Annotated in this window: 10 protein-coding genes and 2 pseudogenes; 4 read left to right on the top strand and 8 right to left on the bottom strand. The window is 66.8% G+C overall.

Going from position 1 to position 12,397, the window contains the following annotated elements; all coding sequences use genetic code 11:
* Positions 1-321: 321 nt before the first annotated feature.
* The 4 genes from ACRWNP_RS36110 to ACRWNP_RS36125 form a co-directional block, all read right to left on the bottom strand.
* Entirely contained in the window at positions 322-465 is a 144-nt protein-coding gene (locus tag ACRWNP_RS36110; RefSeq protein WP_431969099.1) for a hypothetical protein, read from the bottom strand.
* Between the two features lie 227 nt (positions 466-692).
* Positions 693-1,769: an SDR family oxidoreductase gene (locus ACRWNP_RS36115; protein WP_431969101.1), complete on the bottom strand. Its 1,077-nt coding sequence runs from the start codon at positions 1,767-1,769 to the stop codon at positions 693-695.
* 14 nt (positions 1,770-1,783) lie between these two features.
* Complete coding sequence (locus ACRWNP_RS36120) at positions 1,784-2,236, bottom strand: MerR family transcriptional regulator (protein WP_431969103.1); 453 nt, start codon at positions 2,234-2,236, stop codon at positions 1,784-1,786.
* 890 nt (positions 2,237-3,126) lie between these two features.
* Complete coding sequence (locus tag ACRWNP_RS36125; RefSeq protein ID WP_431969105.1) at positions 3,127-4,692, bottom strand: purple acid phosphatase family protein; 1,566 nt, start codon at positions 4,690-4,692, stop codon at positions 3,127-3,129.
* Positions 4,693-5,078: 386 nt separating this feature from the next.
* Here ACRWNP_RS36125 and ACRWNP_RS36130 point away from each other — a divergent pair, with 386 nt between their 5' ends.
* Both ACRWNP_RS36130 and ACRWNP_RS36135 read left to right on the top strand, forming a co-directional pair.
* Complete coding sequence (locus ACRWNP_RS36130; RefSeq protein ID WP_431969107.1) at positions 5,079-6,548, top strand: NF041680 family putative transposase; 1,470 nt, start codon at positions 5,079-5,081, stop codon at positions 6,546-6,548.
* A 72-nt stretch (positions 6,549-6,620) separates the two neighbouring features.
* Positions 6,621-6,803, top strand: a pseudogene (locus tag ACRWNP_RS36135) (exopolyphosphatase); the annotation flags it as partial.
* A 137-nt stretch (positions 6,804-6,940) separates the two neighbouring features.
* Here the strand turns inward: ACRWNP_RS36135 and ACRWNP_RS36140 are convergent.
* Positions 6,941-7,951, bottom strand: coding sequence for a helix-turn-helix domain-containing protein (locus ACRWNP_RS36140; RefSeq protein WP_431969109.1), 1,011 nt, complete (start codon positions 7,949-7,951; stop codon positions 6,941-6,943).
* Positions 7,952-8,092: 141 nt separating this feature from the next.
* Here ACRWNP_RS36140 and ACRWNP_RS36145 point away from each other — a divergent pair, with 141 nt between their 5' ends.
* Positions 8,093-8,245, top strand: coding sequence for a hypothetical protein (locus ACRWNP_RS36145; protein ID WP_431969111.1), 153 nt, complete (start codon positions 8,093-8,095; stop codon positions 8,243-8,245).
* 324 nt (positions 8,246-8,569) lie between these two features.
* On the opposite strand, the pseudogene ACRWNP_RS36150 reads toward ACRWNP_RS36145, so the two are convergent.
* From ACRWNP_RS36150 to ACRWNP_RS36160, 3 genes and pseudogenes are all read right to left on the bottom strand, one after another.
* Positions 8,570-8,818, bottom strand: a pseudogene (locus ACRWNP_RS36150) (transposase); the annotation flags it as partial.
* On the bottom strand, positions 8,782-9,018 hold the full coding sequence (locus ACRWNP_RS36155) for a transposase (RefSeq protein WP_431969113.1): 237 nt from the start codon (positions 9,016-9,018) through the stop codon (positions 8,782-8,784). The pseudogene ACRWNP_RS36150 and the gene ACRWNP_RS36155, both read right to left, overlap by 37 nt.
* Before the next feature lie 122 nt (positions 9,019-9,140).
* Entirely contained in the window at positions 9,141-12,056 is a 2,916-nt protein-coding gene (locus ACRWNP_RS36160; protein ID WP_431969114.1) for a tetratricopeptide repeat protein, read from the bottom strand.
* Between the two features lie 100 nt (positions 12,057-12,156).
* Here ACRWNP_RS36160 and ACRWNP_RS36165 point away from each other — a divergent pair, with 100 nt between their 5' ends.
* Positions 12,157-12,396 carry a hypothetical protein gene (locus ACRWNP_RS36165; RefSeq protein WP_431969115.1) on the top strand — a complete coding sequence of 80 codons (240 nt, stop codon included), beginning with the start codon at positions 12,157-12,159 and terminating at the stop codon, positions 12,394-12,396.
* Position 12,397 lies beyond the last annotated feature (1 nt).

A 12,397-nucleotide genomic window follows, 5' to 3' on the forward strand; every position in this document is an offset into this window, starting at 1 on the left:
TAGGGAGCCCGACCCTGCCGTTGCCCGCCACCGCGAGCAGCCCACCGGCACAAGGCGGCAAAATCCCGCACCGCCACTGAACGGACGGCTACTTCTCCCAGCCCACGGTCTCGGGCAGGGGAGTGCCGAAAATGGTGGCGCCGACGTTGGCCAGACCCTTCTTGACGCCGTAGATGGAAGGCCCGCTGAACAGGGGCAGGAAGGCGTACTGCGCCAGTTCCTTGCGCTCAATGGCGTTGGCTCGGGCGGTCTGTTGGAGGGGGTCGGAGATCCGGGCCGCGGCGTGGATCTCCTTGTCGAGCTCAGGCGTTCCGGCGTCGGTCAGCTTGGAGTCGCTGTCCGTGCCGTGGAACTGGTAGAGATACGGGCGCCGAAGGGGTCCGTCGAACGGTTGCCTGACAGGAAGAGGTCGAAGTCTCGCTCGCTGAGGATCTTCGCGAAGTCCGCCTCGTCGGCCTTCTTCATGTCGAGCTGGATACCGACGGCTTCAGCATCGCCGCGAAGGCGTTGGCCGTGGCCTTGTCCAGCGGATCATCGGCACCCGCGCGCAGGTGCCCACCCGCAAACTGCCCGCCACGCCGCGCCGTGGCAAAACCAGTTCGACAGAAGCGTCGGCGTCACGCCTCACAGAGGTCGCGGGTTCCCGCGTGCCGCGGCCCCCGTGGCACGGGGGCCGCGTTCCTCGGGGTCGGTCACGGTCGGGGGCTGCCGTGATCGGACAGGCTGACGGCGTCCAGCTCGATCAGCGCACCTGCGGTCGCCGTGATGGTGTCGGTGATCTCCCTGGGCTCCCAGCCCAGCATCGATCGTGCCTTGTCGTTGCTGATGACGGGGATCCGGCCCGCCAGCACCGCGGCCTCCCGCAGCGCGGGCTCGGTCTTCGCCGCCTCGCGCACCTCCTCAATGGTCAGCTCCTTCGCAGGCAGTTTTTCGGCGAAGGCGGGGAAGTGCTCCCGCAGGATGTTCGCCAAGCCGAAGAGGCTGGATGATTCCTTGGTTGCGATGAAACGCTCGCCCGCGGCCCTCGGGTGCAGCATCGCGCGCAGGTGCAGGTCCACGACGTCGCGCACGTCGACGACGCCGAAGTGCATCACCGGCACCACAGGCATGTGTCCATTCAGCATGGCCTTGATCAGGCCGATCGAGCCGGAGGGCCGGTCCAACAGCTGGGGGCCGAAGATGCCGGTGGGGTTGATCACCACGAGCTCGATGTCTCCGTGGGTGCGGACGTAGTCCCACGCCGCCGTCTCGGCCACGATCTTCGACTTGTGGTAAGCGGGCAGGCCCGGGGTTTCCGGGTCGGTCCAGTTCTCCTCCGTGTAGTGATCGTCGGGTGTCATCGTGTACCCGATCGCGGCGTAGGAGGATGTCATGACGACCCGCGGGATACCGGCGCTGCGGGCCGCGGTGATGACTCGCAGGGCACCGTCACGGGCAGGCAGGACGATCTCGTCCTCCGTCTCGGGCGGAGCGACCGGGAAGGGCGAGGCGTGGTGGAGGACGTGGGTGACACCGTCCATGGCCTGTGCCCAGCCGTCATCGGCACTGAGTTCGGCGACGGCGAACTCCAGCCGGCCCGCCGGATCCACACCGGCCTGCTGGAGCGCCCCCAGCGTCTGGGCCTCCTGCTGGGCCCCCCGGACCGTCGCCCGCACGCGGTGACCTTCCCGGAGCAGCCTTTCGATCGTGTGGCTGCCGACGAAGCCGCTGCCACCGGTGACCAGTACCGTCGCGTTCTCGGGGATGGAGACGGTGTTTGCCATGCTCATGGTGCTTCAGTCCTTCAGTGGGTGAAGTGTTCCAGTAGGCGCGTGACCTCTTCGACCGCGCGGTTCTCGGCGGGGGCGTCACCGCGGGCGCGGGCGTCCCACATATCCGCTTTGCCGCGCAGATACGCCAAACGCAGCCGCATCTGCTCGATGTCGGCCGCCAGCCTTTCTGCCTGAGCGGCGAACAGGTCCCGCAGATCGTCCGCTGCGGAATCTCCACAGGCGAGCAGGTCCAGGTAACGGCGCATCCCGCTGACCGTCACCCCCGCCGAACGCAGGCAGGACAGCGCCTCGACGCGGGCCACGGTTGCCGGCTCATACCGGCGATGACCGCTGGAGTCGTCCCGCGCGACCGCTCCCAGCAGGCCGATCTTTTCGTAGTAGCGCAACGTGGGCTCACTGAAACCCGACCGTCGTGCCATCTCCTGAATGGTCAGACCCACTGGCTCTCGGATTGCTACTGACATGCAAGAAGCCTCCGACACTTGAAGCGCTTGAGGTCAAGCGCCCAAGTGTGAGATGTGCTACATGCCGAGAAAGTCCGGTCTTCTCTGGCTCGTGATCTCGTCCGGGCCGACCCTTCACCATGCTGATGCCGGGGCATGGAACGACGACCGTGTTCGAGCGATTGATCACATGAGCAGTGGGCATTGACCGAGCCGATGATCACGGCCTGGAAGCAGGCTCGGGTAGTGCGGTCGCGATCGATCTTCCACCAGAACCGGTCGGGCTGTCCGTGGCTCTGTCTTCCCATGGCCTGCCGGCCCGGTCGGCGGCAAGGACGTACTCGACCCAGCGGATCCAGGAACTCCTGTGCTGTCAGGTAAGGGAGAGCCCGCCGATGGCAGGACCCACCCCACGTGATCACCGATACCCAGTCCAAGCACGCGGGAATGCCGGGCCGCAAGCGGGGCGCCTGCGCCGTCGACTGCTCATCGGTTCATCGCGCTCTCCGCGTCGCCCTTGTGCAGATCCGCCATCAGGACGACGGTCAAGGGCGACACCGGCAGCTCTCATGACGGGGGTCGGCGACCTCGGAAGGGCCATGGGCCGCAGCGAGCCGCCTGTCCCGACATCCACGCCGCGATCATCTCCGCAACCCGGTGGACACTCACCAGTGCTCGCCAGCACCACCCGCCAGCACCAAGTCGCGGTGCTGTCAGACTGCGCCGTGTACCCGGCGGCCGGCCGAGCCCGCCGGATGCAAGCGGGCCACGGCCTTCCTCGCCAAGGAGACCCAGTGACGGTGCACCCGTTCATCGAGGCGGAGAAGCGGGCAGGTCCTGGCCGGCAACGCCTGGGGCGGGACGTCGTCCTGGCCCCAGGCGTTGCCGACTTTGCTGCTAGTCGCGGTGGGTCAGTGCTGGCCGTGGCCGCCGTCACTACGACGGCGTTGGAGCGTGAACTTCTCGAAGACCGACAGCTCACCGGTGGGCGTGAGGATGTTGTAGTAGGTGACGTGGATGCGGGTCATGTCACCGGGGTGACGGCCCGGGTCGACGGCGAACTCGGCGAAGCCGTAGGGGTGCTCCGCGTCACGGACGCCGATCCAGACCGCCGTCTCCTTCTCCTTGACCGAGTTGTACTTGCCGACGCGCTCCATCTGGACGTACGCCGAGTGATGCCCGTGACCATCGGCGTCGTCGGTGGTGAAGCTGTTGTTGGTGATGCCGGACACGCCGCCACCGCCGAGGACCATGTGCGTCGTGCCGTGCGCGCTGTCGATCACATCGAGTGCGGTCTGACTCGGGTTGGGTGTGAGGGTGACGCTGCCGGGAACGACGCCACGCACCGCCAACGAGCGCTCGTAGTCGTGCTCGTGGCCACAGACCACCAGGTCGACACCGTACTTGTCGAACAGCGGGCCGTACGCCGCGCGCAGCGCGACGTCAGGGCCGTTCGCGGCGGTCGCCGAGCTGATCATCACCTGGTGCATGCAGACCACGATCCAGTCGATGTCCTTCGAAGCCCGTCCCGACTTGAGCTCCTTCTCCAGCCAGGCGAGCTGCCGACCGCCGGAGTAGCCGTTGATGTAGATGTCGCCGCCCTCCTGCAGGGCGACGTCGTCGTTCTGCAGGGCGATCACCTTCACCCCGCCGACCGTGAAGGAGTACCAGAGGTTGTCGAGCTCGGGCTGGGTCTCGGTCGAGGGCAGCTCGAAGTAGGTCTGGTACGCGTCGAGGCCGAGCTTGCCGTTGGCCAGCTCGATCTCATGGTTGCCCGCGCACGGCATCCACGGACGGAATCGTGCCGAGCGGCTGTTGTTGGTGAGGAAGTCGCGCCAGACGCGAATGCGGTCGGGCCCGGTATTGGCGTAGCAGAGGTCACCGTTGAGGAGGTGGAACAGCGGGCCGACCTTCTCGACGCCGGTGACGATGTCGGCGGCGGCGGGGGTGGCGTTGGGCTCGAAGTCCCGGCCCGAGGCGTCGGCCGGGTTCGCTCCGGTCTTCCACGTCACACTGGGCGCACCCTGGTCGCCGAAGCTGGTGAAGGTGAACGGAGCCCGGCCGGACGGCGCCGTGTGGAAGGTGCCGGCGTCGGGGGTGGCGCCGTCGTGCTGGGCCGCGTACAGGTAGTCGGTGTCGGCCTTGAGCTTGCTGATCAGCGCGTGATGGACCCAGACGGTCCGCCCAGAGGTGCCGTCCACGTAGGTCTTCGTCGTCGCGTGCACTGTGGAACCGAAGCCGCCACTCAGCGTGCCGTAAACGACCCGAGGGTTCTTGACGGCCGCGTCGGTGACCCACGAGACGACCATCTGGCTGCGTGGGTCGGCGCCGAAGGTCAGGTGCAGGCCCTGGACTGGGGTGGTGGGCGATCCGGTGGTGAGACCGGTGATCTCCGACTTCGCCGGGACCGCCTCGGCAGTTCCGGCGCCGAGGACCAGCGGCCCGGCGGCGGCGCCGGACACTGTCGCGCCGAACAAGCCCAGCGCGTTGCGACGAGAGATTCTGGTTTGCTTGGGTTCTTCCGACATTCCAGGGGCCTTTCGCGTCGTCGGGTGCAGTCGCACATCGACCGGACAGCAGCGCTCCGAACCTGACAGCGGGCTGCGGCAGGTCAGCAGTGCGCGCCCTCACGGACGCTAGGAAGCACGGTCGACCGGAGCGGTGAGACAGGTATGAACGGCAGATGGCGATCACCGCAACGGACGGACATTCCCGGCGGCTGGCCCTGTCCTGGCTAAGCTTGACGTTTAACCTCGCAGGTCGCCCGACCTGCTGATCTGCGCTTCTCCCGGGACAATGGGGGCGGCCGTTCTCCACCCTTCGAGATGTCGAGTCACGAAGCACGAGAGAACGGCCGCTCCCCATGAGTCTCCTCGCCGACGCGCCCGCGGGCGCAGCGTTGGACGTGTTGTCCCGCTTTCGTGTCGACTTCTACGACTGCTTGTACAGCCGTGCCGATGCGCTCTTCGAGCTGACCGACGCGGTGCTGTGTACAGACGGGCCGGTGAAGACCCTGGTCGAGCTGTCGCTGGCGGTCGAGCATCGACGGGGGCACGGCGCCTTGTATACCGCGTTGGACCGGGGCTGGCTGGAGCCGGCGCGGTTGCGGCGTACGCTGGCCGGCCTGCCGCTGCCGAAGGCGGCCGACGGGCGGATCGTGCTGGCCGTGGACGTCAGCAACTGGCTGCGTCCTGATGCCCCCACCAGCGACGACCGGCTGTTCTGCCACGTCTACGGACGCGGTGACCGCAAGAAGGATCAGTTCGTGCCGGGGTGGCCGTACTCTTTCGTCGCCGCCCTGGAGACGGGCCGGACCTCGTGGGTCGCGTTGCTGGACGCCGTTCGCCTGGGGCCGATAGACGACGCGACCGCCGTCACCGCCGCCCAACTACGCGGCACCGTCCAGCGGTTGACACAAGTCCGGCACTGGCAGCCAGGTGATCCTGACATCTTGATCGTGATGGACTCCGGCTACGACGTCACCTACCTCTCCCACGCCCTGGCAGACCTGCCCGTCGTGCTGGTCGGCCGGCTGCGCTCGGATCGCGTGATGCTCCGCGACCCGGGCCCCGCCCGCTCGGGACCAAGGGGCGGGCGGCCCCGCCGGCACGGCGGCGTCCTCACCTTCGCCAAGCCCGACACCTGGCACGAACCCGACGTCATCACCGTCACGGACACCACCCGCTACGGCAAAGTCGAGGCAAGAGCCTGGGACCGCATGCACCCCAGACTCACCCACCGCGGTCCCTGGCTGAACCACGCAGAAGACGAACTCCCCATCCTCCACGGCACATTGATTCGCCTGAAGGTCGAGCACCTACCAGGCAACCGCGACCCGAAACCGGTCTGGCTGTGGTGCTCGGCCACCGCCGCCACGCCGGCGGACGTCGACCGCTGGTGGCAGGCCTTCCTCCGCCGCTTCGACCTCGAGCACACCTTCCGGCTCATGAAACAAACCCTCGGCTGGACCGCCCCCAAGGTCCGCCACGCCGACAGCGCCGACCTGTGGACCTGGCTCATCATCGCCGCCCACACCCAACTCCGCCTCGCCCGACCCCTCGCCGAGGACCTACGGCGGCCCTGGGAACGTCCCGCCGCACCACGCCGCCTCACCCCCGCCCGAGTACGGCGGGGGTTTCGCAACATCCGCGCGACCACGACCCGCCCGGCGGCCGCACCGAAACCGTCCCGTCCCGGACACGCCAGGCCACCCGGATCGAAGAACAAGCACCGCGCCAGACAGCACCACGGCTACCACGTCGTCGACAGCAGCAAGGACACGGAGCCCGCCCCGGTGATCCAAGCGCGCTGGCCCCGCATCGCCGGCTGGTGACCTGCCCCGGGCAAGGGGGGCGGACCATCCACGCGGTGAGGTAGGTGAAGGCGGCCCCGGGTGAGATTGCGGCGTGCGGCGATCCCGGTGATGCACCCGGGCCGGGTCGACGTGATCGGCGCCAGGGCCCTGGTACTGCTGCGGATCATGGAGCGCACGGGCGCCCGGGAGGTCGTGGTCTCCGAGCACGACATCCTCGACGGCATCGCCCACAAAGCGGCAGAGGACGTCGAGCGGGATAAGCGCAAGGGCTGACCTGCGGCAACGCACAGAACAGGGCCCCGCCGGATCGGCAACCGGCGGGGGCCCTGTCGTCTGCCCCGCTCACAGTCGAACGTTCCGAGCGGGGCGCGGGGCGGCTCCGGTTCGCCTTCCAGGTGGGCCCGGTACGGTCAGGGTGGTCCGTCCAAAGCGCTCTGCCGGGGATGTTCTGTTTCCGGTGAAAGCCCACTCTGACCCAACCGAAAGTCGCGGGGGCTCACGCCGTACGCCGTCTTGAAGACGCGACTGAAGTGGGGTGCGCTGGCGAACCCCCACCGGTGGGCGATGGCCTCGATCGTCATGAACTGATGTAGTGGCGACGCCAGTTCCCTCCTGCATTCTTCGAGGCGCTGCGTCCTGATCCATTCACCAAGGGTGATTCCCGCTCGGGACAGAGTCAGGTAGAGCCAGCGTACGGAAACGTCGTGCTCGGCTGCGATACGCTCGGCAGTCAGATCGGGGTCTGCCAAATGGAGGCGCACGTATTCCTGAACACGCTCAAGAAGTGTGCTGTTCCAGTGTGTTCTGGCCAGGTCGTCCCCGTACAGGACCATGGTGACCACAGCCCTGATCAGGTCGACACTGGGCTCCGTGAACAGGGCGGTATCGGCTTTACCGGCAGCGCCCCGATGACGAGCCAGTCGGGTGAAGAACGCTGCTGTGGCGCCCACGGCCGGTCGCTCCGAACTGATCGGACCAGCCGTGATCTGATCGAGCAGGGACGGCCGCAGCCCCAGGATGTGCGTGGGAACGCTCACTAGAACTCCACGTACTGGGCCGTGGAACAAAACCTCGTAGGGCTTCGCATTGTCGAGCACCATGAGATCCCCGGCCTTTATCAGTCCGTGCCTGCCCGCCTGGTGGAACTGGGAGACCCCTGCTTCCCGGATGGAGACGAGAATCTGCGGCACCATGTCCCCGTCCGCCGGGGCATCAGTGCGCCGGATGCGGGTCACGTTCCAGCCGATCTCCGAGACTTTCACAGACCCGAGCGCGCTGGTGGTCGCGTGAGCCCGCTGGCGATTCGGATCCGACGGAAGGTCCACCTCTGCGCGGCCGTTGACGACGAACCCCGAGAGTTCACGGATAGCATCCGCTCGAGCACCGGGAGTCAGCGACGCTACGTCAAGTTCATCTGCCATGCCGGCTTCCTCCTGAACCGGTCGCGGAGCCTGCGTTGGACGGCAGATTCCCACCGTACTGCGGCAAATGCTCCGTTCTTAACGGTTTTGCTGAATTTTAAGCATGTATTCCGTTAGTACTTTTGCGGGCCGGGGGCGGCGTTGCAGAACGCCCCTGAGCCGAACGGCGAGGGGCCGGGCCGTGGCGTGTTGTATCGGGCCGATTGTTCGGTGCCGGGCGGCGGATGGCTGAGCCGTCAGGAAGTCGAGATCGCCCTCGACGCGCCCGACGGCATCGCCTGGAGCATCACCTGAGCAGGGTCTTTCCATCTGAGCGGGATCCGGAGGCGGTCGTGACACGCCCACCCCACGAAGTCGCCTGGCCACTGCCGGGCCTTGACCCCGAATCCTGGACACAAGTTATGCGGCTGGTGTCAGCGTAGTTGATGTTGTCCGGGACGCTGCTTCGTAGGCGATCGGGCTGCGGTGTCCGAGGCGGGAGTGACGGCGTCGGGTGTTGTAGCGGTGTAGCCAGCGGAACGCATCGAGCTGGGCCTCGCGCTCGCTGGCCACGAGATGTCCGTTCTCAGATCCTCAGGATCCAGTGTCTCGTGTGTCCAAGATCCGGGGTAAAGGCCCGGTAATCGTGGAGATGGTCTGCTTGGACACACTCGCGCCGTAGACCTCGGCCAGGTGGGCGGAGATGTCTCCGTGCGTCAGCCCCCGCGCGGACAGCGACAGCACCATCTCGTCCACGCCGGTCAGACGCCGCTGGTGCTTCTTGACGATCTGCGGCTCGAAGCTGCCCTCTCGGTCCCGTGGCACCGCGATCTCGACCGGGCCGAGGTCGGTCAGCACGGTCTTGGCACGCACCCCGTTGCGGGAGTTCCCACTGCCGGCACCGAGGCCGACTCCAGCAGCCGCTTGGTCAGCTGCTGCAGAAGCCCGCCCTCGCCGGTCAACTGCAGTCCCCTCGCGCGGGCCCGGTCGACCAGCTGCCCGATCAACTGCTCATCCAACACGTCCGCCGACAGCTCGACCGGCCGGACCTCTTCGACCGCCTCAACAGAGGCAGTCACGTCGCTCATCAGGTGTTCTTCCTTGATCAGGAGTTACACCGTTCTTTGTACAGTTCCCGGCACTTCACTGATCTTCACTGTCTACGAGCGGGCCCCGTATGCGGCGCTGAGCAAGTATGAATCACAACGCGCTACGCCGTGGTGCGCGACCCGCCGGTAAGGTGGTCCAGGACCCTCAGGATGGGAGAGAGCAGCTTGCGGGACCAAGCGGCCCGCTTGTTGTCTCCAATCGTGAGCTGGTCGTCCATAGCGGCGACGGCGCGGCGCAACAGGCGGAGACTGCCTGTTATCAGGCGCGGGCTGGGGCGCAAGGCGAACACGGAGGCCATCTGCTTGGCCAGGTCCGGCCTTTGCTGCTGGTGGGTGAGAAGCACGCCGAGCCTGATGGCGGCGGTGATGGGAGCGCGATTGTTCGGCAAATGCTCCCGCAACAGCTCAACCAGTGGCCGGGCGATATCTCGTTCCGCTTCGGCGATGCCGAGCTGGATAGTAAAGGCCCGCGCAAGGTCGTCGACGGCCTCCTCGTCCCGCTGTTCGTATACGTGCACCAGTCCGCGGCCTGCCAAGCACCAGGGCCACACATCGTCCAATGACAGGGCATGGGTGAAATCCCGATCGGCTTCGGTCAGACGTCCTGCCTCCCACATGAGCCATCCGCGCATGGCATACGCCAGTCCGAACGTGTCGTTGAGGGTCACCGCATGATCCAAGGCGGCCAATGCCTCGGCATCGTGGCCGAGTGCATGCAGTGCCCAGGCGCGGCTTGTATATGGCCAGGCCAGGGTGTGCGGGGCAGTCTCGTCGTCCATGGCGGCCAAGGCCCGGTCGACCTCGGTCAGGGCTTCTGCGTGCCGCCCGAGATCGAGAAAGAGTTCGGCGAGGTGTGCCCGATACCAAGGGGTGCTCGAGTCCAGTTCAGCTGCCCGCGTCATGTCACGGACCGCATCGTCCCAACGGTCCAGCTGCGAGAGGCATCGTGACCGCTCCGAGTAGGCCCAGGCGTACTCCGGATCGATGCTGAGCGCACGATTCAAATCCGCTAGCGCTTCCTCGAGGCGGCCATTGGCGCGATAGACCCAGGCGCGATCGGCGAGCGCCCAGAACTGTTCGGGGTCGAGGTCGATGGCCCGGCCGAAATCGGCGAGGGCTTCGTCGTGACGGCCAGCTGCCAGGTAGGTCTGCCCGCGGGACACGTACGGCCAGGGGGAATCGGGCTGGATCCGGATGACATGGCCCCAGTCAGTGAGGGTCTGATCGAGACTCCCCATCTGCTGGTGCGTCAGGGCTCGCCCTGCGTAGGCGTCGGGGTGCTCGGGATCCTGGGCCAGCGCCGTGGTGAAGTCGGCGAGAGCCAGCACATACCGCTCAGCATTGCGATGTAGCCGCCCTCGGACGATTCGTGCGTATACCTGTCCTGCGGTGGTCGGTCCAGGACGGCCGAGCAGAGCGTCGAGAGTGGCCAGGACAGCCGAGTCATCGTCCTGGGACGTGACCGTCAGGCGCTCTCCCCAAACTATGAGCCCCTCGTCCGCGGCATCTATCCCAGCCTGCCGGACCATCTGGACCCAGCGCCGGACCGTGCCGCTCCCCTGTTCGCAGGCATAGGCGATCTCTGTCAGGGCTTCCGGCAAGGCCCAACGCGGATTGACACACAAGCGGTGGTATGTCTCATTCAGCCGATATTCACGCCACTCTGCGTCATCCCAGCAGTCCTCGGCGAGCACGCCCTCCTCCTGCCGTTCCCGCCAAGTACCGAAAGCCTCCGCCAGGGAGAGGTGCCCGACACGCCACCGGGTGGGCGACTGGGTGCGCTGCAGCCGCAGCATGGGGGCTCGAACAACCTCGTGGTAACGACACCGCCCCGCGTGGTCGGTGACGAAAGCCAGCTGCCGCACCCAAGCAAACTGCTCGGCCGCCTCCGCCGGCGCGATCGCGCGGTAGACGTCTTCGTCGAACTGCAGCGGCAAGGCACACGCCAGAGCGGCTTCACGCCGCACGGAATCCGACTCCCACTTCAAGAACCGCTCCACCGCCGTTCCTGACGGGTCCCCCACTGTCTCTGCTGCATCGGGCCGAGCCTGCGCAAGTGTGTGCACCAGCACCGGAAGTCGCCCTGACAACTGCAGCACGACGTCGACGACCCGCTCGTCGGTGACGCCCTGTTGCGCCAGCAGCGCCCGCGCCTCCCCCTCGCTGAATACCTCCAAGGGCACCTCGGTGATCAGGTCGAGCCAGTCGCCCCAACACCGGGCATCCAGGCGTCCCTGCCCGGAGAGGACCAGCTGCACATTGGCCGGGAGCACACCGTAGGACTCGCCGAACGCAATGTCGCGCAGCCACTCGTCCAGCACCGGCCCCGTCCGCTCGTACACATCGAAGAACAGCACCACCTGTGGACGCCGCCGCGCTCCCTCGGCCAAGTCCTCGAGGAAGACGGGCGTCAGAGTGCGCACCGGTTCCATGACTAGCCGCGCATCGTCATGAGAGCGCAACCGGGCAGTCAGAGCTGCCCGCAGCCGTTCTGCACCCAAGGCGACCTGCTGTGGATCAACTGCCCCGGCGAGCGCCCCCAGGACAGGCACCATCCCCAAGCCTGTCAGGCCGACCTGTGCAGCAAGGACTCCCACGGGCGAGGATTCAGCGGGCTGTCCTGCGGTCCCGTCCGCCGCTGGCACCTGCGCGCCGAGCAGTTCATGCGTGCGCTGTCGCAACGTCGCCAGCAGCCTGTCGAACCTGCGTAACTCGATGCCCTGGCGGCCCATCCGCTCACTGACTGCTTCCATGGCTTCCACCGCGCTGTGCACGGTGTCATCCAAGTACGCCGTCACCACGCCTTGCTCGCGAGCGACTGCCTCCCACTGCCGCACCAGTGAGGTCTTACCCACCCCGGCATTGCCGCGCACGTGGAACAGGAACTGGTGATCGTCAGCCTCCGGATCTCGCGCGAGATTCTCCCGGAAGGCGCTCATCTCCATTCGCCGGCCCACGAAGCCGGTCCGGCGCCGACGCCGAATCAACTCCTGCCGCGACAACCGCTGCTCTGCCATACCCGCCACCCCCGGTAGCCAGTATGGGAGAAAATCGCTCCTACCGACTCCCCCATGGATGGCAGCATTATCCGTTGCGCAGGATGGGACGGAGGCTGTCGTGACGGACACGAAGACCAACGAGCACAGCGGTGAGGACGTACACGAGAGGCCGTATGTGCTTGATTATGAGGGCGAGTACTTCTTCAGCCGGCACGACCGAGTCGAGTTCGTTGTCTTCGGCTACCGCATCGCCTCGCTGGCCTGGCTACGCAGCCGCATGACCGAGACTGTCGACGGGGATCTCGCTCGGATGCGGGAGACTCGCCGGATGGGAGCTGTCAATCCCCTGGAATCGTAGA

The organism is Actinacidiphila sp. bgisy160 (assembly GCF_965342435.1).
Taxonomy (GTDB): Bacteria; Actinomycetota; Actinomycetes; order Streptomycetales; family Streptomycetaceae; genus Actinacidiphila.